General features: G+C 64.3%; 26 protein-coding genes. 18 read left to right on the forward strand and 8 right to left on the reverse strand.

Annotation, left to right across the window (positions count from 1 at the left end; translation table 11 throughout):
- Nucleotides 1-85 precede the first annotated feature (85 nt).
- From ACQY4S_RS06470 to ACQY4S_RS06485, 4 genes are all read left to right on the forward strand, one after another.
- Complete coding sequence (locus ACQY4S_RS06470) at nucleotides 86-1417, forward strand: NAD(P)/FAD-dependent oxidoreductase (RefSeq protein WP_428484364.1); 1332 nt, start codon at nucleotides 86-88, stop codon at nucleotides 1415-1417.
- Nucleotides 1418-1491: 74 nt separating this feature from the next.
- Complete coding sequence (locus ACQY4S_RS06475) at nucleotides 1492-2970, forward strand: NAD-dependent succinate-semialdehyde dehydrogenase (RefSeq protein WP_428484365.1); 1479 nt, start codon at nucleotides 1492-1494, stop codon at nucleotides 2968-2970.
- 818 nt (nucleotides 2971-3788) lie between these two features.
- Nucleotides 3789-4244 (forward strand): GNAT family N-acetyltransferase, encoded by a 456-nt coding sequence (locus ACQY4S_RS06480; RefSeq protein ID WP_428484366.1) that lies wholly within the window; start codon nucleotides 3789-3791, stop codon nucleotides 4242-4244.
- Nucleotides 4245-4246: 2 nt separating this feature from the next.
- A complete protein-coding gene (locus ACQY4S_RS06485) occupies nucleotides 4247-5650 on the forward strand; it encodes a tetratricopeptide repeat protein (RefSeq protein ID WP_428484367.1) in 1404 nt (467 codons plus the stop codon).
- 48 nt (nucleotides 5651-5698) lie between these two features.
- Here ACQY4S_RS06485 and ACQY4S_RS06490 read toward each other — a convergent pair whose 3' ends face one another.
- Nucleotides 5699-6991 (reverse strand): MFS transporter, encoded by a 1293-nt coding sequence (locus ACQY4S_RS06490; RefSeq protein WP_428484368.1) that lies wholly within the window; start codon nucleotides 6989-6991, stop codon nucleotides 5699-5701.
- A gap of 173 nt (nucleotides 6992-7164) precedes the next feature.
- Here ACQY4S_RS06490 and gorA point away from each other — a divergent pair, with 173 nt between their 5' ends.
- From gorA to ACQY4S_RS06560, 14 genes are all read left to right on the forward strand, one after another.
- The gene (gene gorA / locus ACQY4S_RS06495; protein ID WP_428484369.1) at nucleotides 7165-8547 is read left to right on the forward strand and encodes a glutathione-disulfide reductase; all 1383 of its coding nucleotides are present in this window, start codon (nucleotides 7165-7167) and stop codon (nucleotides 8545-8547) included.
- Nucleotides 8548-8675: 128 nt separating this feature from the next.
- Entirely contained in the window at nucleotides 8676-9389 is a 714-nt protein-coding gene (locus ACQY4S_RS06500; protein WP_428484370.1) for an NRDE family protein, read from the forward strand.
- Nucleotides 9390-9517: 128 nt separating this feature from the next.
- The gene (gene purC / locus ACQY4S_RS06505) at nucleotides 9518-10282 is read left to right on the forward strand and encodes a phosphoribosylaminoimidazolesuccinocarboxamide synthase (protein ID WP_428484371.1); all 765 of its coding nucleotides are present in this window, start codon (nucleotides 9518-9520) and stop codon (nucleotides 10280-10282) included.
- Nucleotides 10279-10521 carry a phosphoribosylformylglycinamidine synthase subunit PurS gene (gene purS / locus ACQY4S_RS06510; RefSeq protein WP_428484372.1) on the forward strand — a complete coding sequence of 81 codons (243 nt, stop codon included), beginning with the start codon at nucleotides 10279-10281 and terminating at the stop codon, nucleotides 10519-10521. The genes purC and purS overlap by 4 nt, the downstream gene beginning before the upstream one ends.
- 237 nt (nucleotides 10522-10758) lie before the next feature.
- Nucleotides 10759-10977 carry an AbrB/MazE/SpoVT family DNA-binding domain-containing protein gene (locus tag ACQY4S_RS06515; RefSeq protein WP_428484373.1) on the forward strand — a complete coding sequence of 73 codons (219 nt, stop codon included), beginning with the start codon at nucleotides 10759-10761 and terminating at the stop codon, nucleotides 10975-10977.
- The gene (locus tag ACQY4S_RS06520) at nucleotides 10977-11357 is read left to right on the forward strand and encodes a type II toxin-antitoxin system VapC family toxin (RefSeq protein WP_428484374.1); all 381 of its coding nucleotides are present in this window, start codon (nucleotides 10977-10979) and stop codon (nucleotides 11355-11357) included. Before ACQY4S_RS06515 ends, ACQY4S_RS06520 begins: the two co-directional genes overlap by 1 nt.
- A gap of 65 nt (nucleotides 11358-11422) precedes the next feature.
- Complete coding sequence (gene purQ, locus ACQY4S_RS06525) at nucleotides 11423-12106, forward strand: phosphoribosylformylglycinamidine synthase subunit PurQ (RefSeq protein ID WP_428484375.1); 684 nt, start codon at nucleotides 11423-11425, stop codon at nucleotides 12104-12106.
- Between the two features lie 11 nt (nucleotides 12107-12117).
- Nucleotides 12118-14316 carry a phosphoribosylformylglycinamidine synthase subunit PurL gene (gene purL / locus ACQY4S_RS06530; protein ID WP_428484376.1) on the forward strand — a complete coding sequence of 733 codons (2199 nt, stop codon included), beginning with the start codon at nucleotides 12118-12120 and terminating at the stop codon, nucleotides 14314-14316.
- A 14-nt stretch (nucleotides 14317-14330) separates the two neighbouring features.
- The gene (locus tag ACQY4S_RS06535; protein WP_428484377.1) at nucleotides 14331-14564 is read left to right on the forward strand and encodes a BolA family protein; all 234 of its coding nucleotides are present in this window, start codon (nucleotides 14331-14333) and stop codon (nucleotides 14562-14564) included.
- Between the two features lie 19 nt (nucleotides 14565-14583).
- Nucleotides 14584-14922 carry a Grx4 family monothiol glutaredoxin gene (gene grxD, locus ACQY4S_RS06540; RefSeq protein ID WP_428484378.1) on the forward strand — a complete coding sequence of 113 codons (339 nt, stop codon included), beginning with the start codon at nucleotides 14584-14586 and terminating at the stop codon, nucleotides 14920-14922.
- Nucleotides 14923-15353: 431 nt separating this feature from the next.
- Complete coding sequence (locus ACQY4S_RS06545; protein ID WP_428484379.1) at nucleotides 15354-16316, forward strand: glycosyltransferase family 2 protein; 963 nt, start codon at nucleotides 15354-15356, stop codon at nucleotides 16314-16316.
- Between the two features lie 183 nt (nucleotides 16317-16499).
- Nucleotides 16500-16703, forward strand: coding sequence for a cold-shock protein (locus tag ACQY4S_RS06550; RefSeq protein WP_428484380.1), 204 nt, complete (start codon nucleotides 16500-16502; stop codon nucleotides 16701-16703).
- 69 nt (nucleotides 16704-16772) lie between these two features.
- Nucleotides 16773-16976 (forward strand): cold-shock protein, encoded by a 204-nt coding sequence (locus tag ACQY4S_RS06555; protein ID WP_428484381.1) that lies wholly within the window; start codon nucleotides 16773-16775, stop codon nucleotides 16974-16976.
- 872 nt (nucleotides 16977-17848) lie between these two features.
- Complete coding sequence (locus ACQY4S_RS06560; protein ID WP_428484382.1) at nucleotides 17849-18436, forward strand: hypothetical protein; 588 nt, start codon at nucleotides 17849-17851, stop codon at nucleotides 18434-18436.
- 130 nt (nucleotides 18437-18566) lie between these two features.
- Here ACQY4S_RS06560 and ACQY4S_RS06565 read toward each other — a convergent pair whose 3' ends face one another.
- From ACQY4S_RS06565 to ACQY4S_RS06595, 7 genes are all read right to left on the reverse strand, one after another.
- The gene (locus tag ACQY4S_RS06565) at nucleotides 18567-19223 is read right to left on the reverse strand and encodes an SCO family protein (protein WP_428484383.1); all 657 of its coding nucleotides are present in this window, start codon (nucleotides 19221-19223) and stop codon (nucleotides 18567-18569) included.
- The gene (locus ACQY4S_RS06570) at nucleotides 19207-21162 is read right to left on the reverse strand and encodes a CopD family protein (RefSeq protein ID WP_428484384.1); all 1956 of its coding nucleotides are present in this window, start codon (nucleotides 21160-21162) and stop codon (nucleotides 19207-19209) included. The genes ACQY4S_RS06565 and ACQY4S_RS06570 overlap by 17 nt, the downstream gene beginning before the upstream one ends.
- A 17-nt stretch (nucleotides 21163-21179) precedes the next feature.
- Nucleotides 21180-21533 carry a copper resistance CopC family protein gene (locus tag ACQY4S_RS06575; RefSeq protein WP_428484385.1) on the reverse strand — a complete coding sequence of 118 codons (354 nt, stop codon included), beginning with the start codon at nucleotides 21531-21533 and terminating at the stop codon, nucleotides 21180-21182.
- Entirely contained in the window at nucleotides 21530-22486 is a 957-nt protein-coding gene (locus ACQY4S_RS06580; RefSeq protein ID WP_428484386.1) for a hypothetical protein, read from the reverse strand. Before ACQY4S_RS06580 ends, ACQY4S_RS06575 begins: the two co-directional genes overlap by 4 nt.
- A 54-nt stretch (nucleotides 22487-22540) precedes the next feature.
- Nucleotides 22541-22888 carry a DUF2946 family protein gene (locus ACQY4S_RS06585; protein ID WP_428484387.1) on the reverse strand — a complete coding sequence of 116 codons (348 nt, stop codon included), beginning with the start codon at nucleotides 22886-22888 and terminating at the stop codon, nucleotides 22541-22543.
- A 60-nt stretch (nucleotides 22889-22948) separates the two neighbouring features.
- Nucleotides 22949-23497, reverse strand: coding sequence for a molybdenum cofactor biosynthesis protein B (gene moaB / locus ACQY4S_RS06590; RefSeq protein ID WP_428484388.1), 549 nt, complete (start codon nucleotides 23495-23497; stop codon nucleotides 22949-22951).
- Between the two features lie 203 nt (nucleotides 23498-23700).
- Nucleotides 23701-25590, reverse strand: a complete 1890-nt coding sequence (locus ACQY4S_RS06595) for a lytic transglycosylase domain-containing protein (protein WP_428484389.1) — start codon at nucleotides 25588-25590, stop codon at nucleotides 23701-23703.
- Between the last annotated feature and the right edge of the window lie 75 nt (nucleotides 25591-25665).

The following is a 25665-nucleotide window of genomic DNA, read 5'->3' on the forward strand; positions in this document are numbered from 1 at the left end:
GGTGTTTCCCCATTGGCTTCATCGCCATACTATTCCCCAGGCGCGCCGCGGCAACCGGCGGCGGGCCAGAACAAAGGACCCTTGCATGGCGCCCGAGCTGATCGTGGTCGAAACGGATGCGAACCCGCCGCCGCGCGCCGATGTCGTCATCATCGGCGGCGGCATCGCCGGCGTCAGCACGCTGCTCGCTCTGGCGGAAAAAGGCGTCTCGGTCGCCCTGGTTGAAAAGGGCCGGTTGGCCGGTGAGCAATCCTCCCGCAACTGGGGCTTCTGCCGTACCCAGGGGCGCGACCAGAATGAGGTCCCCCTGGCGCTCGAAAGCCTGCGCCTGTGGGACCGGATGGCGCAGCGCGTCGGCGCCGATGTCGGCTTCACCCGCGCCGGAGCCTGCTATCTGTGCCAGACCCCGGCGGAGGTCGCCGCCTATGAAGCCTGGCTTGAAAATGCGCGCCAGTGGCAGGTGCAAAGCCGCATCCTGGGACCGGACGAGGTCGATGCCGTGCTGCCCGGATCAAGCCGCCGCTGGGCTGGCGCGCTTTATACCCCGAACGACGGACGGGCGGAGCCACAACTTGCCGTGCCGCTGATGGCACAGGCGGCCCGCCGGCTGGGTGCGTCGGTCGTCACCAACTGCGCCGCCCGCGGTTTCGAAACCACCGCCGGCCGCCTGAGCGGCGTCGTCACCGAACATGGCACGATCGCCTGCGACGCGGCGGTGCTGGCTGGGGGCGCCTGGTCACGGCTGTTCTGCGGCAACATGGGGGTGGATTTTCCGCAGTTGAAGATCCTCGGCTCGGTGATGCGGACCGCGCCGTTGAACGGGCCGCCGGAACTCGCCGTCGCCGGTCCGGACTTCGCCTTCCGCAAGCGCCGCGACGGCGGCTACACGGTGGCTCGCCGCAACAAGTATGAAGCGCACATCGTGCCCGACAGCTTCAGGCTGCTGCCTCGGTTCCTGTCCGCGATGATCCGCACGAAGCAGGAATATCGCATCCGCCCGTTCGGGCGTTTCCGCGAGGAACTGCGCATCCCGCGAAGCTGGGCGCTGGACCAGGCCAGCCCGTTCGAGGCGACGCGGGTGCTGGATCCCGCGCCCAACCCGGCGATCGTGGAGGAAAGCCGCCGCAACCTGATCCGCGCCTTCCCGGCCTTCGCGCCGGTGCGCGTGGCGCAAAGCTGGGGCGGCTTGATCGACACGACGCCGGACGCGGTGCCGGTGATCGCGCCGGTGCAAGCGGTGCCGGGGTTCTTCCTCATGAGCGGCTTTTCCGGCCACGGCTTCGGCATCGGGCCGGGGGCGGGGCGCTTGATGTCGGAGCTTGTCACCGGGGCAACGCCGGTGGTCGATCCGGCGCCGTTCCGCTTCGAACGCTTCGGCGGACGGGCGGCCGAACCAGGGCTGGCAAAGGCGGCGTAATCGCCTGCCACCCCTGACAGACCAGGGTTCGGCTGACTATACTCTAGTGAAAGAGAAGACCGGAGGACCTAATCATGCTGAACCCAGTTTCGCCGCTGCCGCTGAAAGATCCGATGCTGTTCCGTCAAGCGAACTACCTTGATGGCAAGTGGGTGGAGGCGGACTCCGGCCAGACCATCGTGGTGAAAAACCCTGCCACCGGCGAAGCCGTGGGCGAAGTTCCCTCGATGGGTGTCGCCGAAACCCGCCGGGCGATTGAGGCCGCCAATCGGGCCTACCCCGGCTGGCGGGCGATGCTGGCGAAGGAACGCGGCGCGATCCTGCGCAAGCTGTCGGACCTGATGCTGGCCAACGCCGACGATCTGGCGGTGATCATGACCGCCGAACAGGGCAAGCCGCTGGCCGAAAGCAAGGGCGAGATCGTCTATGCCGCAAGCTTCATCGACTGGTTCGCCGATGAGGCGAAGCGCATCTACGGCGACACGATCCCGCAGAACGCCAAGGGTCGCCGCATCCTGGTGCTGAAGGAGCCGATCGGCGTGTTCGCCACGATCACACCGTGGAACTTTCCCGCGGCGATGATCACCCGCAAGGCCGGCCCCGGCTGGGCCGCCGGCTGCACCGGGGTGCTCCGTCCAGCAAGCCAGACCCCGTTCTCGGCGCTGGCGTTGGCGGTGCTGGCGGAGCGGGCCGGCATGCCGGCGGGGGTGTGCAACGTCTTGACGGGCGGCTCGTCCGCGATGGGTGGGGAACTGACGTCGAATCCGCTGGTGCGGAAACTGTCGTTCACCGGCTCGACCGAGGTCGGCGCCAGGCTGCTTGCCCAGTGCGCGCCGACGATCAAGAAGACCAGCATGGAGCTGGGCGGCAACGCGCCGTTCATCGTGTTTGATGACGCCGATCTGGACGCCGCCGTGGTGGGCGCCATGGGCAGCAAGTTCCGCAACACCGGGCAGACCTGCGTCTGCGCCAATCGCATTCTTGTACAGGACGGCGTCTACGATGCCTTCTCCGCCAAGCTGAAGACGGCGGTGGAGGCGATGAAGGTCGGCAACGGCATGGAGCCAGGCGTCAGCCAGGGGCCTCTGATCAACGCCGACGCGCTGGCAAAGGTGGAGGAGCACGTGGCGAACGCCATGTCCCTCGGCGCCTCGGTGGTCACCGGCGGCAAGAAGCACCGGCTTGGCGGCAACTTCTATGAACCGACGGTGCTGGCAAACGTGCCGCACGACGCGCTGATCTTCCGCGAGGAGACATTCGGACCGGTGGCGCCGCTGTTCCGGTTCAAGACCGAAGAGCAGGCGATCCAATTGGCAAACGATACCGAGTTTGGCCTGGCGGCCTACTTCTACGCGCGCGACATCGGCCGGATCTTCCGGGTGGGAGAGGCGCTGGAATACGGCATCATCGGGATCAACGAGGGGATCATCTCGACGGCGGAGGCACCGTTCGGCGGAATGAAGTCCTCGGGGTTGGGTCGCGAGGGGTCCAAATACGGCATCGAGGATTACCTGGAGATCAAGTATCTGGCGATCGGCGGGATTGGAACCTAGTACCGCGCATCAGAGAAGCTCGATACGTCGCTATTGGCCTAAAGTATCTGATTCATGTGCTGAAACGTGGCCGCTACGCGTCTCACGCTTCTCTGCGATCAGATATTAGCAACGTCAGGCATGTGACACCGGCGCAAACAGAGAGATGTTGCGCCTACGCGTTGTTGCCCATTGGTTCATTGTCGTCAGGCGGATTATTGTCTTGCGCCGGGCGGCAATGAGCGCGGGGTGAACTGACTGTTAGTCGATCGCCGGTCTGGCGCGAGCCGGTCCATGCGCACACGGAGCAGATGGGCAACATCAAAAAAGCCCAGAAACTCATTCATGGCCGTGCTATCTCTACGCCCTGAAAGCGCTGGATCACCAATCGAACCGGAGGCAAGATCAAACGCGAACCAGTCGAGGGCACGGCCTTGGGAACCGTGCGGCGGCTGTAGCAATCCTGTTGCGATCGTCGCTGGAAATGCCACGATTGGCTGGGGGCAAGGAGGCCGCCCTGAACTCAAACATGTCAGGCTGGCCAATCAACACAAGCCTGCCGGCGGATGTGGCATCGTTCAGCTTCGCGGCGATGTCGCGCGGTTGCAGCCATCTGGTGTTCGAGATCCTGCCGGATGACGGTCAATTCCGCCCAGTAGGTCGCCGGATCGTCTACCTTATCGGCGCGAATGTTTTCGCCGAACCTCACGAAGGCGGTTTCGAAAGATCGCGTGGTTCACGCCTTCCGGCTGGGCGGCCCCAGGCGATCACGCTTAACATCTTGTTAACCCACTCCCGATAATCTGGACCCGCCGCACCGCAAGCAGGGACCGCTCATCGTGGGCACCGCAAGCCTCACCCCCCTTCCCGATTGGCTTGTCTCGTCAGACACCCCTGCCCGCGGTACATTCGATGCCATCTACCACGCGCTGGATGCATGCTCCGAACCATTGATCGGACCGGCCGCACCCCGTCTGCTGACCATTCCAATTCACGATGATGCCGGTTCAGTAGCCGGCGGCTTATGGGGCAACACCCAGTTTCGGTGGCTGCATATCGAGATGCTGGTGGTCCCCGAACCGTTGCGCGGCCGCGGCGTTGGGACAGCGCTGATGGCCTCGGCCGAGCAGGAGGCACGCCAGCGTGGCTGCCTTGGCGCTCATGTCGATGCCTTCAGCTTTCAGGCTCCCGATTTCTATCAGAAACTTGGGTTCACGCTGTTCGGGGAGCTGAACAATTTCCCGCCGGGCCACAAACGCCTGTACCTCCAGAAGATCTTCTCGGCCATCAAATGACCATGCATGACGCTGGCCGGCAGGCGCTGGAACGCGCTCGCCACCATGCGGCGCAGGCCCGGGATGAGGCGGCGAAGCAGGCCTGCCTCGAGATGCTGCGGCTTGATCCGACCAGCTTCGCGGCGCTCTCTGAACTGGGTGCGCTCGCCGCTGCCACCGGTCATCGGTCGGCGGCGCGCACCGCGTATGCCCAGGCCGTACGACACCATCCAGGAAAGCCGATCGCGCATGTCGGTCTCGCCGATCTCCTGCTGGAGGATGGCGACATCGACACCGCCCGGGTGCATTACCAGGCGGCGCTTGACGTGGACCCTGATTTTCCGGAAGCGCATCAAGGGCTCGCGCGCATCCTGACCAACCTCGGCGACCCTGCGGCGGACACGCATTGGCAAAAAGGCTTCGCCGGGCACGCGATCGTCATGCCGCGATATCGCGGCAGCGGAGCTGGGGTGCCGCTTCTGCTGCTGGTCTCGGCGCGCGGCGGCAACATGCCGACGCGGCAATGGATCGACGACACGGTTTTCGCGGTGACAGCGGTCTACGCGGATTTTCATGACCCCGCCCGACCCTTGCCGCCGCATGCGCTGGTGGTGAACGCGATCGGCGACGCCGATCTGTGCGGCCTTGCCCTTGAACGCGCCGAAGTGCTGCTCGCCGGCCGCACGGCGCCAGTGATCAATCCGCCCGCATGCATCCGGGCAACCGGCCGAGCGGCAAACGCCGGGCGGCTGGGTAGCGTGCCCGGCGTTGTCACCCCTGTCGTCACGTCGATGTCCCGCTCCGCCACGCGCACCGCGAATGGTTTATGCTTCCCGCTGCTGCTGCGCGCGCCTGGCTTCCACACCGGCCAGCACTTCGTCCCTGTCGCGACGCGGGATGAACTGGCGCAGGCAGCCGATGCCATGCCCGGCGATACGCTGCTGGCGATCGAATATCTCGATGCCCGTGGACACGACCGGTTGGCCCGCAAATACCGCGTGATGTTGATCGACGGGGTCTGCTATCCGCTGCATCTGGCGATCTCGGCTGATTGGAAGGTGCATTACTTCACCGCCGCGATGGCCAACAATGCGGCTCATCGGCGGGAAGAGCAACGTTTCCTTGATGACATGGCGGGTGTGCTCGGTGAACGCGTGATGGCGGCACTCGCCGAAGTCGCCGTGCAGCTTGGCCTTGATTACGCCGGCGTGGATTTTGCCCTTGCCCCTAATGGTTCACTGCTGCTGTTCGAGGCAAACGCGACAATGGTGATCCTTCCGCCTGACCCCGATCCGATGTGGGACTACCGCCGCCCGGCGATCGCCGCCGCGCGGCAAGCCGCCGGGCGGATGCTGATGCAACGGGTTCGGCAGGATGCAACCACGCGCCGCGCGGACGGACACGACACGTTTCCTGCTGCCAGATAACGTCCGGCGGGGGTCGTGGCCGGAACCACCCGAACCACGACCCATTCTTCAGTGAAGCTGCACGCTCGGCGCGATTGCCAGCTCAGCCGTCATCACCATGCCCTTCGTTTCCGGTCCGAAGAACAGCGCCACGACAAAACTGCACAGACCGCCGACGGTGCCGACCAGCATCGGGATGGCAAACCCCATGTGGTGCTGGATGGCGAACCAGGTCAGCACCGGCGGGACGAACCCTCCGGCGATCGCGCCGACATGGTAGCAGAACCCCGCCGCGGTGGCGCGGACCTCGGTTGGAAAACGTTCGTTCAGGTAGCTTGGGTTGATGCCGTAGATCGCGCCGGCGAAGAAGCCCTGGATGGAGAACGCGACGGCCAGCATGGTGTAGTCGGTTGTCAGCAGGTAGATTGGCGCAATGGCGGCGCCGATCACCGCTGGAATGATCGCTGCCCAGCGCCGGCCGATGCTGTCCGCCAGGCTGCCCCACAGGAAGCTTGCCAGGAAGGTCAGCCCGTTGGAAAACGCCAGCGGCCAGCCGACCGCGGCGGCTGACAGGTGTAGCTCTCGCGTCAGGTAGGTCGCGAACAGGCCAAAGATCGAATAGTACACGCTGAATGCACTGATCATCCACCAGCAGGCGGACAGGGTGTTCAGCCGCAGGCCCTTGCGGAAGATGGCGGCCAGCGGGACCTTGACCTCGGCCTTGCTCGCCTTCTGCTGCTTCTGGTTCTCGATCCAGACGTCCGGTTCCTTCACGTAGACGCGGATCCAGACGACGGCCAGCGCGGGCAGCACGCCGACCCACAGCATGCCGCGCCAGCCGATCACGTCGAAGCTGGTCGCATACAGCACGGCGGCGACCAGATACCCCAGCGCCCAGGAGCCTTGCAGCACGCTGGCCATCAGGCCGCGCGAACGGGCCGGCCAGCTTTCCGTGGCCAGCGCCGCACCAGCCGGCCACTCCGCGCCCATGCCAATGCCCAGCAGGGTGCGGAACACCAGCAGGAACAGGAAGGTCGGCGAGAAACCCGCGATGAAGTTGCAGATGGAGTACCACAGGATCGAAATCATCAGCGGCGCGCGCCGGCCAAAGCGATCCGCCAGCCAGCCAGCGGCCATGGCACCGCCGAAACGCATCCACATGGTCAGCGAGCCGACCAGCACGACCAGCGTCAGGTCGGCGTTGAACTCCTTGGCGATCGGCACCAGCAGGAACAGAAAGACGGTGAAGTCGAACGCGTCCAGCGTCCAGCCGAGCCAGGCGGCAATGAAGGCAAACCAGTTATCCTTGGTAGGTTCCTTCCACCACGGCAGCGCAGCCGATGATCCGTTGGTCCAGGACATGCGAAGCTCCCAGGGATTTTTTATGATGCGCGGCACCGAGCAGCGCCGCACTAGCGGGGAGTCTGCACGAAGCCAGCCGCGCGTCAAACGCCATCCTGCCATGCGATAGGCGAAAGGCTTGCGCCGCTGTTCACAAGCTCGCACATTGGCCGCCACCGTCAGGGGGTGCTCGCATGGATTTCGACCTGTTCGTCATCGGCGGTGGTTCGGCCGGAGTGCGCTGCGCGCGCATTTCCGCCGGTCATGGTGCCCGAGTCGGCATCGCGGAAGAGCGCTTCTGGGGCGGCACCTGCGTCAACATCGGCTGCGTGCCGAAGAAGCTGCTGGTGCAGGCCGGCGAATACGGCGGCTGGGCGGAGGATGCCGCCGGCTTCGGCTGGACCATCCAGAAAGGGCCACACGACTGGTCGAAGCTGATCGCCGCCAAGGACCGGGAGATCACCCGGCTGGAAGGCATCTACCGCAAGCTGCTGGCCGGTGCCGGCGCCACGGTGTTTGACGGGCGGGCGGTGTTCATTGATCCGCACACGGTGCAGGTGGGCGACCGGCGGATCACCGCCAAGACCATCGTCATCGCCACCGGCGGCTTGCCGGAGCGTCCGCCGATTCCCGGGGCGGAGCTGGGGATTGTCTCGGACGACGCGTTCTACCTGAAGACCATGCCGCGCCGGATCGCGATCGTCGGCTCCGGCTACATTGCGGTGGAGTTCGCCGGCATCTTCCGTGCCCTGGGGGCGGAGGTGCATCTGATCTATCGCCAGCCGTTGCCGCTGCGCGGGTTCGACCACGACCTGCGTGAAGCGGAGGTGGAGGCACTGCGGGCCCAGGGTATTGTCCTGCATCCTGGCAACCTGCCGAGGAAAGTCGAAGCAGCCGGTGACCGCCGCATCCTGACCTTTGGCGGTGCCCAGGGCGGCGACGCCCAGACGATTGAAGCGGACCTCGTGTTCTTCGCCACCGGGCGCCGCGCCAACACGGCCGGATTGGGCCTGGAGAGGATCGGCGTGGAACTGAATGCCAAGTGCGCGGTCCGGGTGGACGAGAACCTGCGCACCACGCAGCCCCATGTCTACGCCATGGGCGACGTGACCGACCGGGTGAACCTGACGCCGGTGGCAACCGCCGAGGGCCATGCCCTCGCCGACACCCTGTTCGGCGGCAATCCGCGCATGGTGTCGCTGTGGAACGTGCCATCGGCGGTGTTCACCTCGCCGCCGATCGCCACGGTGGGCCTGTCGGAGGAGCAGGCGTCCGTGCTGGGAGCCGTCGACATCTACCTTACGCAGTTCACGCCGATGCGGCACAACCTGTCGGGCCGGAAACGCAAGTCGATGATGAAGCTGGTCGTCGACAAGGACAGCCAGAAGGTCGTCGGCGTCCACATGTTGGGCGAGGACGCGCCGGAGATCGTCCAGGGCCTTGCCATCGCCGTGGTGATGGGCGCGACGAAGGCCGACTTCGATCGTACAATCGGCATTCATCCCACCGCCGCCGAGGAATTCGTCACGCTGCGGACCCGGACCCGAACGACGGATCTGGCCAAGGCGGCGGAGTAGGTACGCATCGTGATCTGACGCGATTCCGGTGACGTCAATCGACGCCGGTGTTCTCCGGCGCACCGAGGCGTGGCGCGGCGCACGGAAGGGATAGGCATCCTGCCTTGGGCAGGGCATGTTGCAAGCCTGTGTGTACCGTCGTCGTCCTGGTCCGCCGCGGCCATCCCTACCCCGTGCTGCTGGCGGCCAACCGCGATGAGCGGCTGAACCGGTCCTGGGACCCGCCCGCGATCTATTGGCCGGGCGTGGTCGGCGGCCGCGACCGGACGGCGGGCGGCACCTGGATGGCGATCAACCGCCATGGTGTGGTTGCCGCCATCCTCAACCGCGCCGGCACGCTAGGCCCCGTGTTCGGCAAGCGAAGCCGGGGTGAGCTGCCGTTGCTGGCGCTGACGCATGCGTCCGCACGAGATGCCGCCGCCGCGATCGGTGAGCTGGATGCCGGCGAGTGGCGCGGCTTCAACATGGTCGTGGCCGACCGTTCCGGTGCTGTCTTCGTACGCGGGCTGGGGCACGGAAAGCCTGATGTCGAAGCGCTGCCGGAGGGAGTGTCGATGATCACTGCCTACGACCCCAACGACCTTGGAAGCCCCCGTGTCGCGCGCCACCTGCCCCGGCTCCAGGCCGCCGAACCAGACGGGCCGGACGATTGGCGGGGCTGGCGTGCGATTCTGTCCGACCGCGCCGGCCATGCGGGCGAGCAGATCAACGTCGTGCCGCGTGGCGGCTTCGGAACGGCCTCCTCATCGTTCGTGGCCATTCCCGGGCAGGGTTCCCCGGTCTGGCTGTTCGCCGCCGGCCCACCGCATCAGGCCGATTTCGAGCCTGTCCAGCCGCCGTGACAGCGCGGCCTTTTGTCGAGACGGTACCGCTGCTATACCCGCCGGCGCCGCGCGAACGATTCTCACGCGGCGCCTGATAACATCCACGCGCCTCCGCATGATGCGGTGACCACCAAAGGGATTCCGCGATGGCCCGCCGCCGACAGCTCTATGAGGGCAAAGCCAAGATCCTGTTCGAGGGGCCCGAACCGGGAACGCTCGTGCAATATTTCAAGGACGACGCAACCGCCGGGAACGGCGCCAAGAAAGGCATCATCACCGGCAAGGGCGTGCTGAACAACCGCATCAGCGAGTACCTGATGCTGCGCCTGCAGGACATCGGCGTGCCGACGCATTTCGTCCGCCGGCTGAACATGCGCGAACAGCTTATCCGCGAAGTCGAGATCATCCCGCTGGAGGTGGTGGTGCGCAATGTCGCCGCCGGCAGCCTGGCCACCCGGCTTGGCATCGCGGAAGGCACCCGGCTGCCGCGTTCGATCATCGAATACTATTATAAGAATGACGCGCTGCACGACCCGATGGTCTCGGAAGAGCACATCACCTGCTTTGGCTGGGCCAACACCGCCGATCTGGACGACATTGTCGCGTTGACCCTGCGGATCAACGATTTCCTCTCTGGGCTGCTGCTGGGCGTCGGCATCACCCTGGTCGATTTCAAGCTGGAGTTTGGCCGGCTTTGGGAAAACGACGAGATGCGCATCATCCTCGCTGACGAGATCAGCCCCGACAACTGCCGGCTGTGGGACAGCAAGACCAACGAGAAGATGGACAAGGACCGCTTTCGCCGCGACCTGGGAAAGGTCGAGGAAGGCTATCAGGAGGTCGCGCGCCGCCTCGGCATCCTGCCGGAAGCCGGCATGCGCGACCTCAAGGGGCCGGAGCTGATGCAGTGAAGGCGACCGTGACCGTGATGCTGAAGGCCGGCGTGCTCGATCCGCAGGGCAAGGCAATCGCCCATGCGCTGGGTGTGCTGGGATTTGCTGGCGTGTCCGATGTGCGCGCCGGCAAGATTCTCGAAATCGAACTGACGGAAACCGACCCGGCCCGGGCCCATGCGGTGGCGGAGGAGATGGCGCGCAAGCTGCTGGCGAACACGGTGATCGAGAGCTTCCGAGTGGTGGTCGAGGGATAGGCCGCCCGCTGTCCCAGCGTGGTTCAACCTGATCGAAACCGTTGCTGATTTTGGCAAAATCTGGCGGCGCCACGGTCACTGCTGATTTAGCGGCGTATATTGGTCAGGAGGCATCCGCATGCCGCCGCGATTAGCGGAAGACCGAATAGCGGAACCCATGTTGTTGGCGAGTAACCTTCCCACGTATCAGCCGCCATGTTAATTTCTTACCGATACGTGATCGATGGAGATTGTGTCATGCCGCCTTCAGATGTTGCGACCCTGTCCAGCAAGTTCCAGATTTCAATTCCGACATCCATCCGCTCTTTACGAAAGTGGCAGCCGGGCCAAAAATTCGCATTCATTCCGAAAGATGGTGGCGTCATGCTTGTCCCGGTCCCGCGACAGGAAGACCTCGCCGGATCAATGCGAGGGGCCAATACCGAAAACCACCGGGACCGGAATGACCGATATTGATGCGAGTCGTCGACACTTCAGCCTGGATTGAATGGCTCGAAGGCTCGCAACTCGGCGAGACGCTCGATAACGAATTACCACAACCAGGCGAATGGCTTGTGCCAACCATCGTTCAACTGGAACTGGCCAAATGGGCGCGCCGGGAATCCCGTCCGGATATAGCCGACCAGCTCATTGCGTTCACCACGACCTGTGTCGTCATCGATCTGACCACCGCCATCGCGCTCTACGCCGCGGAACTCGGCGCCGAACATCAACTGGCTACCGCGGACGCCATCATATACGCAACCGCAAGAGCCTATGACGGCGACCTCCTGACCTGCGACCGGCACTTCGAAAACCTTGACGGCATCCGCTACCTCCAGAAGCCAACCGCATGACCTGTTGATTGTCCCAATTGCCAAACAACGCTAATGACCTCCCTCACAACGCACCACCGGGTCCCATGAAAGCCGGCATTATCATTTTTCCCGGCATCAACCGGGAGCGCGACATGGCCATCGCGCTGGAGAAATCCTTCGGCACCAAACCACAGATGGTCTGGCACAAGGACACCGACCTGTCCGGGCTCGACCTGGTTGTCATTCCAGGCGGCTTCAGCTTCGGCGACTACCTTCGCTGCGGCGCCATGGCCGCCCATTCCCCCATCATGCGAGCGGTGCACGACCATGCCGCACGCGGCGGTTATATCCTGGGTGTCTGCAACGGCTTCCAGGTCCTGACGGAGGCCGGCATCCTGCCCGGCGCGCTGCTGCGCAACGCCAGCCTGCGCTTCCTGTCGATGGACTGCCATCTGCGGGTCGAGCGGTCCGACACCACCTTCACCAACCAGTATCAGACCGGCCAGACCTTCCGCGCCGTCATGGCGCACGGCGACGGCAACTACTTTGCCGATGACGCGACGCTGGATCGGCTGGAAGCCCAACACCTGGTGGCCTTCCGCTATGCGACCAAGGCCGGCGCCATCACACCGGACGTCAACCGCAACGGCAGCGCCCGAGCCATCGCCGGCATCCTCAGCCCGAACCTGCGCGTTCTCGGTCTGATGCCGCATCCGGAAGACCTGGTCGACCCGCTGATGGGGGGCGCCGACGGCAAACCGCTGTTCGATGCGCTCGCCGCGGCGTAGACGTTCGCCGCATGCAGACAGATGTGAATGAAACGCTTGCCCGTGGCTTCGGCCTCAGCACCGAGGAATATGGCCGCGTGCTGGCGATCATGGGCCGCACCCCAAGCCTGACCGAACTTGGCATCTTCAGCGTCATGTGGTCGGAGCACTGCTCCTACAAATCCTCCCGCGTTTGGCTGAAGCAACTCCCCAGCAAGGCGCCCTGGGTCATCCAAGGTCCGGGGGAGAACGCCGGCGTGGTCGACATTGGCGACGGGCTGGCCGCGGTGTTCAAGATGGAGAGCCACAACCACCCCAGTTTCATCGAGCCTTACCAGGGGGCGGCCACCGGAGTCGGCGGCATCCTGCGCGACGTGTTCACCATGGGCGCTCGCCCGATCGCCAACCTGAATGCGCTGCGCTTCGGCAGCCCCGACAACCCCCGCACGCGACGGATTGTCGACGGCGTGATCCGCGGCATCGGCGGCTACGGCAACTGCGTCGGCGTGCCCACCGTCGGCGGCGAAATCAACTTTCATCCGTCGTACGACGGCAACCCGCTGGTCAACGCCATGACCGTCGGCATCGCTCACAAGGACCGCATCTTCCTGTCCGCCGCCGCCGGCGTCGGCAATCCAGTGGTCTATGTCGGCTCGAAAACCGGCCGCGACGGCATCCATGGCGCCACCATGGCCTCCGCCGCGTTTGCCGCCGACTCGGAGGAAAAGCGGCCTACCGTTCAGGTGGGCGATCCATTTACTGAAAAGCTGCTGATCGAAGCCTGCCTTGAACTGATGGGCACCGACGCCATCATCGCCATTCAGGACATGGGCGCCGCCGGCCTGACCAGCAGCGCCGTCGAGATGGCCGGCAAGGGTGGCGTGGGCATTGACCTCGACCTCGACCAGGTGCCAGCCCGCGAGACCGGCATGACCGCCTACGAATTCATGCTGTCGGAAAGCCAGGAGCGCATGCTGATGGTGCTCCGGCCGGATCGGGAACAACTCGCCCGGGATATCTTCGCCAAGTGGGACCTTGATTTCGCCGTCATCGGCAAACTCAGCAACACCGGCCGGATCACCGTCCGCCATCATGGGCAGGTGGAAGCCGACATCCCGCTGGCGCCGCTGAACGACCAGGCGCCGCTCTATACCCGCGCGACCGTCGACACGCCGAAGAAGGAAAAGCTCAACCCGGTCCGCGTCGAGGATCGCTACGGCCTGACCCGGGCGCTGGAGAAACTGGTGGGCTGCCCCGACCTGTGCTCCCGCGCCTGGGTCTGGGACCAGTACGACAGCACGGTCGGCGGCCAGACGGTCAAGCGGCCGGGTGCGGCCGACGCGGCGGTGGTGAAGCTGGAGGGCCTGAGCCGAGCGCTGGCGCTGACGACGGATTGCACGCCGCGGTATTGTCTGGCTGATCCGGAAACCGGCGGCGCTCAGGCGGTGGCGGAGGCCTGGCGCAACCTGACCGCTGTCGGCGCCCGTCCGTTGGCCATCACCGACAACATGAATTTCGGCAATCCCGAGAAGCCGGAGATCATGGGCCAGTTCGCCGCCGCCATCCGCGGCATGGCGGCGGCTTGCGAGGCACTCGACTTCCCGGTCGTCTCCGGCAACGTCAGCCTGTACAACGAAACCGAGGGTCAGGCGATCCTGCCGACGCCGGCGATCGGCGGCCTGGGCGTGCTGGACGATGCGGCCCTGGCGGTCGGCCTCGCCCTGCCGCCCTGGCTCGACATCGTCCTGATCGGTGCCACCGTCGGCTGGCTCGGCCAATCCCTCTGGCTGCGGGAGATCGCCGGCCGGCAAGATGGTGCGCCGCCGCCGGTGGATCTGACGACAGAGCGGACCAACGGCGACTTTGTTCGCGGCCACATCCTGAACCGCACCATTCGGGCCTGCCACGACGTCTCCGACGGTGGTGTCCTGGTCGCCATTGCCGAGATGGCCATCGCGGGCGGTGTCGGCGCCAGACTTCTGACCCATCCACGCGACATCCCCGGCCATGCGTTCTGGTTCGGCGAGGACCAGGCCCGCTACATCGTCGCGGTGCCGGACCATGCCGGGTTTACCCGCATCGCCGAGGCCGCCGGTATCCAAGCGGTGCGCCTGGGCACCTCCGGCGGTCAGGATTTGACTCTGCCGGATGGCGGCACAATATCTGTCGCAGCGTTGCGATCGGCACACGAACGCTTTTTTCCCGCCTTCATGGAAGCAGCGGAAAGCTAGAAGGATCTGACCGAATGGCGATGGTGGCGAACGAGATCGAAGCCTTGATCAAGGCGGCGCTGCCGGATGCGCGGGTGGTGGTGGAAGACTTGGCCGGGGATGGCGATCACTACGCCGCCACCGTCGTCAGTGAACAGTTTCGCGGCATGAATCGGGTCCGGCAGCACAAGATCGTCTACGCTGCCTTGCAAGGCCGCATGGGCGGCGAACTGCATGCCCTTGCGTTGCAGACATCCGTCCCTGAATAATATCAAGGAGTTTTACAGCATGGCCGACCCCATCTCTCAGCGTATCCAGAACGACATCGAGACCAACCCGGTAATGCTCTACATGAAGGGCACCCCGATGTTCCCGCAATGCGGGTTTTCAGCGCGGGTGATCCAGATCCTGACCCACATCGGCGCCCCCTTCCAATCCGCCAACGTGCTGGAGGACATGGAGCTGCGTGAAGGCGTCAAGCAGTTCTCCCAGTGGCCGACCGTCCCGCAGCTTTATGTGAAGGGTGAGTTCGTCGGCGGCTGCGACATCGTGACCGAGATGTACCAGTCCGGCGAACTGGAGACGCTGCTGAAGGAGCAGGGTGTGGAGATGAAGGCGCAGGCGTAGGGGCCGTAGCCTGATGTCGGCCGGATCCGTTTGATCGGCATTGAATGGAAGCGGCGCATGACATTTCCAGGGTTGTCATGCCTCGGCTTCCATCCGGCGCGAATGCGTTAGTCGAGGCATCGTTTTCAAAATCGGTCATGGTCGACCTAAGTTGCGAAGGCCGGCCATGCCAGGGTTCTTGCTGACCCGCCCAATCTGCCTGATGTAAGCGACGACAGCGGCAAGATGCCGGATTTGACACGTTGCTGGCGAATGACAGGTCCAATTCCTTTGAGCAGTTTCCGACCACGTTGCACCAATTCTTCATGGCTGGGCTTGTCCCGGCCATGACGGGTTCAAAACGGAGCGGTCTGATCGGTGATTGCTCCCCTGCGTTAATCAGTTCTTCACCATGAGCATGAGAAAGATTGGCTCACCGCGGTGAGGTCTCCATGCACGTCGGTCTTGTCATCCCGGCCTTCAATGTCGCCGCATGGTTGGGCGACGCCATTCGATCGGTCCTGAACCAAGCATTTCAGGACTGGTCCCTGGTGGTTGTGGATGACGGCTCCACGGACGCCACCGCGGATGTCGTCGCCAGCTTTCCCGACCCTCGCATCCACCTGATCCGTCAGGCCAACGCCGGTGTCTCGGCGGCACGCAACCGGGGTCTGGCGCACCTGAACGCCGAGGCGATCCTGTTCCTGGATGCGGATGACTGGCTCGCCCCGGATGCGCTGGCGATCTTGTCGGATACGCTGAAGAATGCGCGCTGCGCGGTGGCGGCGGTTTCCGGCTACGCCAGGACAAACGCTGACGGTTCGTTCCGCTGCTACAACCCTCCGCCGTCTGGCTTGCTGCTGCGGTCCCTTCTTGTCCGGAACCTGTTCGCCAACGGCGGCCACTTGCTGATCCGGCGGCAGGCGATCGACGCCTGCGGCGGGTTTAATACCGCGCTGTCTTACGGTGAGGACTGGGAATACTGGACCCGCCTTGCACTCTTGGGTGAGTTTGTGTCCGTCAAGTCTCGTGAACCCCTGCTGTTCGTCCGGCAGCGAGCCGGTAGCGCCTACATGACCATGGCCTTCGATTGGGGACGCTTCCTCGCCAGCATGGACGCGGTATTCGGCAACGAGGGCATTGCCGCCCGGATTGGGCAGGCCCGCCTGACCAGGCTGCGATCCCGAACGGAAGCGGAAAATGCCTGGGTCGTCGGGCGGGAGTTGGTACGCCACCTGCGGCCCAGCGAGGGACGCACCTGGCTCATCAGGTCGTTGCGTTCGGCGCCAAGTTTCAAGCGGCTCTGCCTGCTCGGGTTGTCCTGGCTGGGCCTGGGGCCATTCCGGCCGTACCGCATACAGGGTTCGACGGAAGCTGATCAAAGACTCATCAGCGGGTTCACGATTCAAGGATAAACAACGTGTCACCGGCTGGCAGCGTGATTGACAGTCATCACGGTTTATGTGTCAACTATGACGTGCAATCGTATTTGGCGTGCCTTGCTGCGCTTCCACGCTCGGGTGCCTCAGGATGTCCAAAGACCCGGTTGTCTAAGCATCGCGCGCTTTTGCGCGGCGCCAGGACGGAGAACGACGCAGATGGCTACAGGTACGGTCAAGTGGTTCAATACCACAAAAGGATATGGTTTCATCATGCCGCAAGATGGCGGCAAGGATGTGTTCGTCCACATCACCGCGGTTCAGGCCGCCGGTCTTCGCGGCTTGGATGAGGGGCAGAAAGTTTCCTTCGATGTTGCGATGGAGCGTGGCAAGGCTTCCGCGACCAATCTCAAGCCGGTCTAGCGATCGGCGAGGGCTACCGAACGGCCGGTTGTTGATGCAATCGGCCGGCTATCTGAGGGAGAAACAGCCATGGCCGTTGGAACGGTTAAATGGTTCAATGCAACCAAGGGATTTGGCTTTATCATGCCGCAGGATGGCGGCAAGGATGTATTCGTGCATATCACGGCGGTTCAGGCCGCCGGCCTCAAAGGCCTTAACGACGGCCAGAAGGTCAGTTACGAGGTTGCCATGGAGCGCGGCAAGGCCGCCGCGACAAATTTGAAGCTGGCCTGATGCACCGCCGGCCTAAGCGATGATTGGCCTCAGGTCGATCTGCATTAAAGCGCGATTGGTTTAGGCTGATCCAGAAGTCGTGCTTTAACTTATTGTTTGATCGCGTGATTCACGTCTTCTGACTACGTCGGCCTCAGGCGATCACGCTATAAGCCCGCAAGCAATTTGAAGCTGCTTCGCGTCATTACGATGCATTTCTTGCAATAAAAGCGAGCTTCCTGGCCGCTTCAACTCGCATGCACCGGCGTTCTGCCCGGATCAGGCACGAACACCATCTTCCAATTGATTCCTGTCATCATTGTCGTCGCTACGGCAAGAATGCCGCGATGACGGACCACGGCGCAGCATTGAGCAAGTTGGACATGGCTTTCGAACTGCCGCGTGAAGAGCGCTGATCGATACCCTTGCGCGTCGTCGGCGAAGCCGCCGGTTTCCCCGCAAATCTGCCGACAGGCGCTGATGGTAGCGCGGAGCCGCCGCCGGGCGCGAAGGCGTCTCGGATCATCCTGACCCGGTGCGTCCTGTTCCCGTGGTCACCGATCAAGCGATTCGTGCAGATTGGGCGGACACGCGCAACCCCAGCAAGGATGCCGGCGCCGTATCGTGGGCTGCGCCTACACGACAGCGGCGTAGCACAAGCGGGCGGCGCTGATCGCGGGCGGTTGGCAAAATCGGCCTGACGCTGTTCAAATACCGGATCGTGGTCCGGCGGCGAAACAGATTTGTGGTCATGTACACACTATGTTACATGCCGGATACCGAATTGCACCTAAGTATCCGATAGCAATATCGTCCTAATTCCGACTGTCAGTGCTGGGAACCGCATCATGCGTCGCGCAACAACCGCTCTCGCGCCAACGACTTTCGCGCCAATGACTCTCGCTCTGGTCTCGGTCCTTGCCGTCAGTGCCTGCGCGGTGGCGCCACAGGGGCCGACCGTCATGGCCCTGCCGCCGCAGGGGAAGTCGTTTGGGGCATTCCAGCAGGATGACGCGACATGCCGCGGTTTCGCCTCACAGCAGACGGGGGGCGTCAACGCCACACAGGCAGCCAACAACGCCGGGGTTGGTAGCGCGGCGGCCGGCACCGTGCTGGGCGCCGGCCTGGGTGCCGCGATCGGCGCCGCCGCCGGGGCACCTGGCGCGGGTGCGGCGACTGGTGGCGCGACGGGCCTGCTGGCCGGTAGCTCGGTTGGCACAGGCAATGCCCAGGTAGTGGGCGGCAACGTGCAGGCACGGTACGACACGGCGTATACACAGTGCATGTACTCGAAGGGGAACAGTGTGCAGTCGGCGCCAACCGGTTACGCGGCCGGCTATCCGTATGGCGGTTATGGCTATGGCTACGGGCCGGCCTACGGTTACGGCCCTGGATACGGCTACGGACCAGGGTTTTTTGGACCTTCGGTGGTCATTGGCGGCGGCTTTGGCTATGGCGGGTGGCACCACCGCCGTTGGTAGATGTCGGCCGTGGTCGCTGAACAGGCAATCCCCGAATTCATGTGTGGCGCGGCGGCCATCCGCCTATCCCAGGTGCGACGGCAAAACCGAGGCGTACGTCGGCGGTTCTCGCCGTGACCACAAGGCAGGATCAACCCATCAACTTCTTCAGGTCCGCGGCGATTTCATCCCCGCTCTGATCGGCCCGCACCGGCGCGATGAAGTTTCCGTCTGGGCCCATCAGATACAGCACGGAGCTGTGATCCATCGAATAGTCCTCGGGACCCGGACCAGTACGATGTTCGGCGTAATAGACCCGGTATTCCTTGGCGACCTGGGCGATTTCCGCGGGCGTCCCGGTCAGGCCGGTGATGCTGGGACCGAAGGCGGCGGCATACTGCTTAACCACCGACGGGGTGTCCCGCCTAGGATCAACCGTGATGAACAGCGGTCGGACATGGCTCGCCGCCGGCCCAAGCTTGTCCATCGCGGCGGCGACGGCATTCAGGGTGGTGGGACAGACGTCGGGACAGAATGTATAGCCGAAATAGATCAGCATGTAGTTGCCGTGGAAATCGCGAGCGGTGATGGGCTTGCCGTTGCCGTCCTCCAGCGTGAACGGACCGCCGATACGGCCCAGGTTGGTGCCTCGGCCACCGCTCAACCACAGGAAGCCGCCGGCGCCAATCAGCAACACCGCAAGCACGATGCCCATTGTGGCATAGAGGATGCGATTGGGTGGCGCGGTACCCGGCGGGATGCGTGGCGGCGGGTCCGGCGGGGGAACGGGTCTAGTGGTGGTGTTCATGTTCACCTCTGTTCGTCTGATGAAGGGGGCGGGCGCAGATGCCGCGCACGGTGGCGATCAGGTCGTCCCGCGTGTGCCAACCGTTCGGCTTGTCGGGTCCGCGTTCGGCGCGCAGCCAACCATCGGGACCAATCAGGAATTCGCTGCCTGACAGCTTGTCCGGCGGCAGGTTTGCCAGGATCGCATAGGCTTGCCAGGCAGCGCGCGTTGCCACGACACAGGCGCCTTGCGGCGGCGGCGGAGTCGTCTCGCCGTCGTTCAGCCGCAGGTCCAGCGGGATGACAGAGATCCCAAGCTGGGGCGGGATTGGTCGCTGGTCCATCTCGGTGCCGTCGGTCACGACATGCACAACATGGCCCCGCAGGTCGGTGGTGCGCGAGGCCTTGATGCCGGTGCATCGCACCGGTAGCGCCGGGGCGGCAACGGGAACCTCGGCCGCCGCGCCAAGCTGCATCGCCACACCGGCATTATGCGCCCGGACATAATCGATCAGCGCCCATCGGTCGGCTGCCGACAGCATGGCAAACCCCGGCATCGCAAGCCCACCTTCGGGATCATCGATCCCATGCGTCACCCACCAGAACAACGCCCCGTCCGAGTGCTCCCACAGATGCGGCATCGTCAGATCAGCCGGCTTGATCCGCAACCCCGAAGCAGCCGGCCCGTTCCCCTTCCCCGCCACCCCATGACAGGACACGCAGTCCCGCGCGTACAGTGCCTGCCCGCGGACAATGGAGCTGGCGGAGAAGTCCGTGGGCGATGTCTGAAAGCTGGTCGGATACGCCTCGACCGTCAGCAGCGTGAACGACGATGCACGGACGGCGACTGTTCCTGCCAATACCGCTAGTGCCAGAAGCTTGAAGCGGCCCCAAATAAAAGCCGCGACCAGCAGCAGGACGGCCACGCCGATCAACCCAAGGCTGACGATCACCTCCCGCCGGGCGTCGGCATCCTCGTTCACCGTGACCAGGCTGAACCGCCAGGAGAACGGCCAGATCGGCTGTTCATGCGACGCCGGCGAGGCGGACGCCATGAAGGCAGCCGCCAGAATGATCGCCAACCCGATCAGGGTCTCGATGATCACAGACAGACGCAGCCACGTTCGCGCATTCCACCAGCTCATCATGTGGAATGGCTGCTGCGCCACGGCCAGCTCGGCTTCCTCTCCATGGCCGCCGGTCAGGCGGTCCGTCAGCCATATGCGGTTGAGCGCCGCCAAAGCCAGCGCGACGATGAACAGGCCGATCTTCAGCAGCGCGATCCGGCCGTAATGGGTGCCGAACAGGGCCGGAATGCTGCCGATCAGCTCGCTGCCCTGCGCCAGGCCGGTGCCGGCCAGCACCAGCACGCAGGCCAGGCCGATCGGTGAAAAGCGCTCGCAGACCGCCGCACCCGCGGACGGTGGCAGCCGCCCAAGGCTGAGACCAAGCGGAACCAGCGCGCCCAGCCACAGACCGGCGGCGGCGAGGTGCAGTGATTCAGATGCCATGATGCCGTCACCAACTCGCCCACTCATGGCGCCGGCGTGGCCGATGAAGCCCTGCAATCCCAGCGCGACGATGCTCAGCACCAACGCCAGGTAGAGCCGGAAGCGCGATCGACTGGCCAGCAGCGTCGCCGCCAGCAGCAGACCAGCCCGCACCAGCATCGTCTGGCCGTAGCGCGTATGTTCGCCCACCACGGGCAGCGCGGCGGCAAGTTCCACCAGACTGGCGGCGCCGGCGATCGCGACGGATTGCAGAATGAACCATGCCGCACCCGTCACCAGCGCGGCGGCACCGCTGACCCACCACAAACGGATCAGCGGCGCCCACATGCCTCTGCCCTCGTCCTTGGCCGCCGGCAGAACCCAGGCGATAAAGCCAATCACGCCCAGCAGCGACAACGTCGACGCCAGGTGCAGACCACGCAGCAGCGCCAGAAGCGTCGCCGGGTCCATTATTCCCCCGCCGGCATTCAGCGCTTCACCGTGAAGGTGAAATGTCCCTCCGTCTTGTGGGTATCAACGGAGGTCACATGCCATTCCACGGTGTAGACGCCGGGCAAGAGCGGCTTCAGTGCAACGGACAGCACGTGGCCACCGTCCAGGGGTTTCGGCGTGCCCTGATCAACCCGCCCGCCAGATGCATCGGTAACCTGTATCGTGCTGAACAGCGGCTCTACCGGTTCGGTATAAGTCAAGTCCAATGCTGGCGGTGATCCGGCAACTTCCGACCCCACGGCAGGGGAGGCACGGTCCAGGAAGGCATGCGCGAACGCCGCTTGACTGATCAGGCAGGCAGTGGCGGCCAGCAGAAAGGCCCGGGTCATGATCTGAACCAATCGACAATGGGTGTGCCCAGGCTGCGCGGCAGCAGGTCGTCGAAATACAGGTGGAACTGGGCGATCACCCCCAGGTGAGACCCGGTCTGCCGGTTGCCGGGGACCAGCGCCTCAAGCCCCACGGCATAGCTCGTGGCGGTGTAGTTCAGGCCGACGCCCCATAGGTACTGTGTGCCGAACTCCGTCGGCTTGCTCGCGGGCGATGACCAAGCAAGCTCGACGACCGGCGTCAACTTGTTGACGAAGTCGGGCAGGCCGTAATCCTTTACCTGCGACGACAGGTAACGAATGCTGTATTGCAGCGACAGCCCGCCCGTCCAGGAGTTGGAAATGCCGTTGTTGACCGGGTCGTAGGTGTCGGGATCGACCTTCAGCTTCTTATCGGCAATCTGGTAACCAAGCTCTCCGGTCAGGGCGAAGGGGCGGATCCAGCCCACCGGGATGTCACCGAAACCCTTGCCGAAATATAACGTCGGTATGGTGGAACTGCTGGGATTGTTGCCGAGCAACGTGCCGTTGTCCCCGCTTGCGCCGGTCCGCGCCAGCAGCCGCTGCACGCCGACCGAGACAAGGAATTCATGCTCATCGTTGACATAGGCCTTGTATTTCAGCGTGACGACAAGATTTTGCCAGCCGTTCGCGGTCTTCGCACCGGGCTGGCTCAGCCAGTTGTAGCCGTCGTTCAACGCAAAGCCGAAGTTCTCGGTGATGCGCTTGTCAAATTCGAATGCCAAGGTGTGCAACGCTGGCGCCGCACCGCTGTCGGTCGGCTGCGGCAGGTAGCTGAAGGTTGGCAAGCTCGCCTCATCGGCGACATTGGGATCATCAATCAACAAGGTGCTGATGAACATGTGGTCGCCGGCGAATCCATGGGCGTTGGCCTGGTGGGACAGCAGCAGCGTGCCGACGGCGAGCGCTGCTACGGCGTGAACTGATCGCATGAAAATCTCCTGAAGCGGACATGTCTCGCCCCGAGCCGGGGCGGCGAACGATGCTCAGGAGACGATGGGCGGGGCGCGGGACTGGCTCGGTGGCCGCCGCGCGGATGGCGGCGCGGTCGAGGGTGGTGGCAACTCGCTTCGTACGACCACCACCACGGCAGGCGGCACAGGCGCCACAACGGCAGACAGAACCACCATCGATGGGGCGTGCAAGGCCACACACAGCGGGCACAGCGGGCAGTCGGCGGGATGCTTCGTTGGGGTAGCAGGCGTGCCGCTGGAGCCGTCCGTCCCGTGACAGATCACGCCCGCGAAACCACCAATGAAATCGCTGCTCGGCACGCTGGCGCCAATGCCAAGCTGCGCCATCAGTGCCAGCAGCACTGCCAACAGCCCATGCATCGGGATCCCGCGAGGCAACATTACATGTCGTTTAGCCGGATATTCGATCTGGCGAAAACCCTATTCGGCCGCCGGTTTCAGGTGTTCCTGCAGCCGCGGCATCAATTCCACCAGATTGCACGGCCGATGCCGGTTATCGAGTTGCGAAACAAGAATGTCGTCCCAGCCGTCCTTCACCGCCCCGGTGCTGCCGGGCAAGGCAAACAGGTAAGTGCCGCCGGCCACGCCGCCGATGGCGCGGGACTGCATCGTGGAGGTGCCGATCTTCTGGTAGCTCAGCATGCGGAACAGCTCGCCGAAACCCTCGATGCGCTTCTCCATGACGTGCTCGAAGGCTTCCGGCGTGACATCGCGGCCGGTGATGCCGGTGCCGCCAGTGGTGATGACGACGTCGATGCCGGGATCGGCGATCCAGCCGCGCAGCAGGCGCTCGATCGCGGCGGTCTCGTCCCGCTCGATCGCGCGGGCGGCGACGCGATGGCCGGCACGCGTGATACGTTCAACCAGCGTGTCGCCGGACGTATCGTTGGCCGCGGTGCGGGTGTCGGAAACCGTCAACACGGCGATGTTGACTGGGATGAAGCGGCGGGTTTCGTCAATTCGGGCCATGAATGGTGACTCCGGCATTAGCGTGATCGCCTGAGGCTGATCCGTCAGAAGGCGTGAATCACGCGATCAAGCAAAGCATTAGCGTGATCGCCTGAGGCTGATCCGTCAGCAGGCGTGAGTCACGCGATCAAGCAAGTCGCCAGACCATGATCGGAGACTCACAGGGACGCAAACTTAAACGATCATGGTTTGAACTGTCGGCGCTACTTCAGGCTCAGCGCGACATTGGTCATCCTGCCCGGTTCCGGCATCGGCGTGAAGCGAGGAAAGTCGCCGGCCGCCAGGCTGTCCAGGCTGGGCGCGGGCCGGTGCAGTTCGGCGGCGTAGATCCAGGCGGCGGCGAGCACATCCGGCACGAAGGCGCGCGTCTCTGGCGACGGAATGGCCTCGATGAACAGCAGCGGATCGCCGTTGTCCCTGATATCCCCGCTCCAGCGGAGGAAGTTGCCGGGACCGCTGTTGTAGCTGGCCAGCAGGCGGATCAGGTCGTCATCGATGCCGTCCAGGCGCGCGAGGTAGCAGACATAGCGTTGGCCGATTTCCAGATTGAGCGAGGGATTGTGAAGACGCTCATCGGCGGACCCGAGATCGGCGGCGATATACCGTGCGGTGGCCGGCATGATCTGCATCAGGCCAAGTGCGCCCATCGGCGAAATCGCAGCGGAATCGAAATGGGATTCGGTGCGGGTCATGGCATAGACCAATGCGGGATCGACACGGAAACCATGGGCCGGTCGCAAACGCGGGATCGGGAAGCGCAGAGCGTCGAAACGGTGCCCTTCCGCCGCCTGCAGCCTGTCCGCCAGTTGCGCGGCAAAATCGTTCAGACCGGCGGCGGAGGCCACCAGCAGCACCGACCGCCCGAACAGCGCGTTCGCCTGGATTTGCGGCCAGAGCGCGCGCAACTCCGACTCGGCTCGGCGCAACTGGTCGACCTGCAGCAGCGCGAACGCCTGTTCCCCTTGCGGCGTCGCGGCCACCGCATCGACGTCCGCCTCGGTCAGCAGTTGCCCGTCGGGAACCAGGCCAATCTGCATCCGCAGCATCCGGCGCGCCAATATCCCATGAAACGTGGTCCGCTCGTCCGCCGCGCGCCGTAGCCACTTCACGGTCGCGACCGCCCGATGCAATCGCTGATTGGCGCGAGAGGCCCAGAATTCGGTCGCGGCCCGAAGCCGCGGCGACGAGATCTCGGCGGAGCTGCCACTTTCAAACAGGCGCCTGGCCTGCTCGATGTTACCCAGGCGCCAGGCTGCCAGGCCGCCAATATAAAAGGTAAGGCTGTTCTGATCACCTGGGGCGGTTGTCCCAAGCGAATCTTCAATGATGCGCAGTGCATCCGCGTCTTCATTGCGGGTGAACAGCACCTGTGCGACCTCCGCGCGAAGCCGAGCGCGGCAGGCCGGAGAGACCGTGCGGATGGAAGCGATGAACCGCAGCACCTGATTGCCTTGCCCATGCTGAGCGCGTTCGACGACCTGACGATCGAGGGCGGCGGCGGGCGGCATGGCGTTGCGCGGCGTATCGGTCTCGTCCAATGCCGGCGCCAGCGCGGCAGATCGCGGCAATGACGGCACGTCCGGTACTGCTGGCGGCGGCGTTCCCTGCGGGAGCTTTGTCAGCAGCAGCGCGCGGATCGCCGGTGCGTCCGGCTGGTCGCGATAGTGGTCCAGCCAATCGAGCAATTCGGCGGTGGTGGAGCGGTGGTAACGTCCGAGGAATCGATCGGCCAGCACGGCACCCAGCAGCAGCGGATTACGCAGGTTGGCCGTTGCACGTGCCGCCTCGGGACTGTCGCTCTTTTCCTGAAGCGCGAAAATCCGCCAATAAACCGCGGCGTCGCCTGGGCTCAGCGGCCGCGGCAGCGCGACGCCTGGATTGAGCGCTGGTGTGCCATCACGAAACACCTGTGTTACGGGCGGAGCCGCCTCGTCGGCGGGCAGGCCATCTGGTGTCGGTTCCCCCAAACCCTTCCCTGATCCGGACTCCTGTCCGTGCGCGCCGGCCGCGAACGACCCCACGATGATCGCGGCCCCGATAAGCAGTGCCCGAACCTGGGAAAGGCGGGAGAGCGTGTGACCGATCTCTCGCATAATAGTTCGCTAGCCTCTAACGGCACGAGAAGCAACCCACCCGGAAGAGACGACGTTCTGATAATGAGATGAATT

It is taken from the genome of Rhodopila sp. (genome assembly GCF_965276935.1).
Taxonomy (GTDB): domain Bacteria; phylum Pseudomonadota; class Alphaproteobacteria; order Acetobacterales; family Acetobacteraceae; genus Rhodopila.

Coding starts and splice junctions, on each gene's coding strand:
- ACQY4S_RS06470 (WP_428484364.1), top strand. CDS start 86: ATGGCGCCCGAGCTGATCGTGGTCGAAACGGATGCGAACCCGCCGCCG.
- ACQY4S_RS06475 (WP_428484365.1), top strand. CDS start 1,492: ATGCTGAACCCAGTTTCGCCGCTGCCGCTGAAAGATCCGATGCTGTTC.
- ACQY4S_RS06485 (WP_428484367.1), top strand. CDS start 4,247: ATGCATGACGCTGGCCGGCAGGCGCTGGAACGCGCTCGCCACCATGCG.
- ACQY4S_RS06490 (WP_428484368.1), bottom strand. CDS start 6,991: ATGTCCTGGACCAACGGATCATCGGCTGCGCTGCCGTGGTGGAAGGAA.
- gorA (WP_428484369.1), top strand. CDS start 7,165: ATGGATTTCGACCTGTTCGTCATCGGCGGTGGTTCGGCCGGAGTGCGC.
- purC (WP_428484371.1), top strand. CDS start 9,518: ATGGCCCGCCGCCGACAGCTCTATGAGGGCAAAGCCAAGATCCTGTTC.
- ACQY4S_RS06515 (WP_428484373.1), top strand. CDS start 10,759: ATGCCGCCTTCAGATGTTGCGACCCTGTCCAGCAAGTTCCAGATTTCA.
- ACQY4S_RS06520 (WP_428484374.1), top strand. CDS start 10,977: ATGCGAGTCGTCGACACTTCAGCCTGGATTGAATGGCTCGAAGGCTCG.
- purQ (WP_428484375.1), top strand. CDS start 11,423: ATGAAAGCCGGCATTATCATTTTTCCCGGCATCAACCGGGAGCGCGAC.
- purL (WP_428484376.1), top strand. CDS start 12,118: ATGCAGACAGATGTGAATGAAACGCTTGCCCGTGGCTTCGGCCTCAGC.
- ACQY4S_RS06535 (WP_428484377.1), top strand. CDS start 14,331: ATGGCGATGGTGGCGAACGAGATCGAAGCCTTGATCAAGGCGGCGCTG.
- grxD (WP_428484378.1), top strand. CDS start 14,584: ATGGCCGACCCCATCTCTCAGCGTATCCAGAACGACATCGAGACCAAC.
- ACQY4S_RS06545 (WP_428484379.1), top strand. CDS start 15,354: ATGCACGTCGGTCTTGTCATCCCGGCCTTCAATGTCGCCGCATGGTTG.
- ACQY4S_RS06550 (WP_428484380.1), top strand. CDS start 16,500: ATGGCTACAGGTACGGTCAAGTGGTTCAATACCACAAAAGGATATGGT.
- ACQY4S_RS06555 (WP_428484381.1), top strand. CDS start 16,773: ATGGCCGTTGGAACGGTTAAATGGTTCAATGCAACCAAGGGATTTGGC.
- ACQY4S_RS06560 (WP_428484382.1), top strand. CDS start 17,849: ATGACTCTCGCTCTGGTCTCGGTCCTTGCCGTCAGTGCCTGCGCGGTG.
- ACQY4S_RS06565 (WP_428484383.1), bottom strand. CDS start 19,223: ATGAACACCACCACTAGACCCGTTCCCCCGCCGGACCCGCCGCCACGC.
- ACQY4S_RS06570 (WP_428484384.1), bottom strand. CDS start 21,162: ATGGACCCGGCGACGCTTCTGGCGCTGCTGCGTGGTCTGCACCTGGCG.
- ACQY4S_RS06575 (WP_428484385.1), bottom strand. CDS start 21,533: ATGACCCGGGCCTTTCTGCTGGCCGCCACTGCCTGCCTGATCAGTCAA.
- ACQY4S_RS06580 (WP_428484386.1), bottom strand. CDS start 22,486: ATGCGATCAGTTCACGCCGTAGCAGCGCTCGCCGTCGGCACGCTGCTG.
- ACQY4S_RS06585 (WP_428484387.1), bottom strand. CDS start 22,888: ATGCATGGGCTGTTGGCAGTGCTGCTGGCACTGATGGCGCAGCTTGGC.
- moaB (WP_428484388.1), bottom strand. CDS start 23,497: ATGGCCCGAATTGACGAAACCCGCCGCTTCATCCCAGTCAACATCGCC.
- ACQY4S_RS06595 (WP_428484389.1), bottom strand. CDS start 25,590: ATGCGAGAGATCGGTCACACGCTCTCCCGCCTTTCCCAGGTTCGGGCA.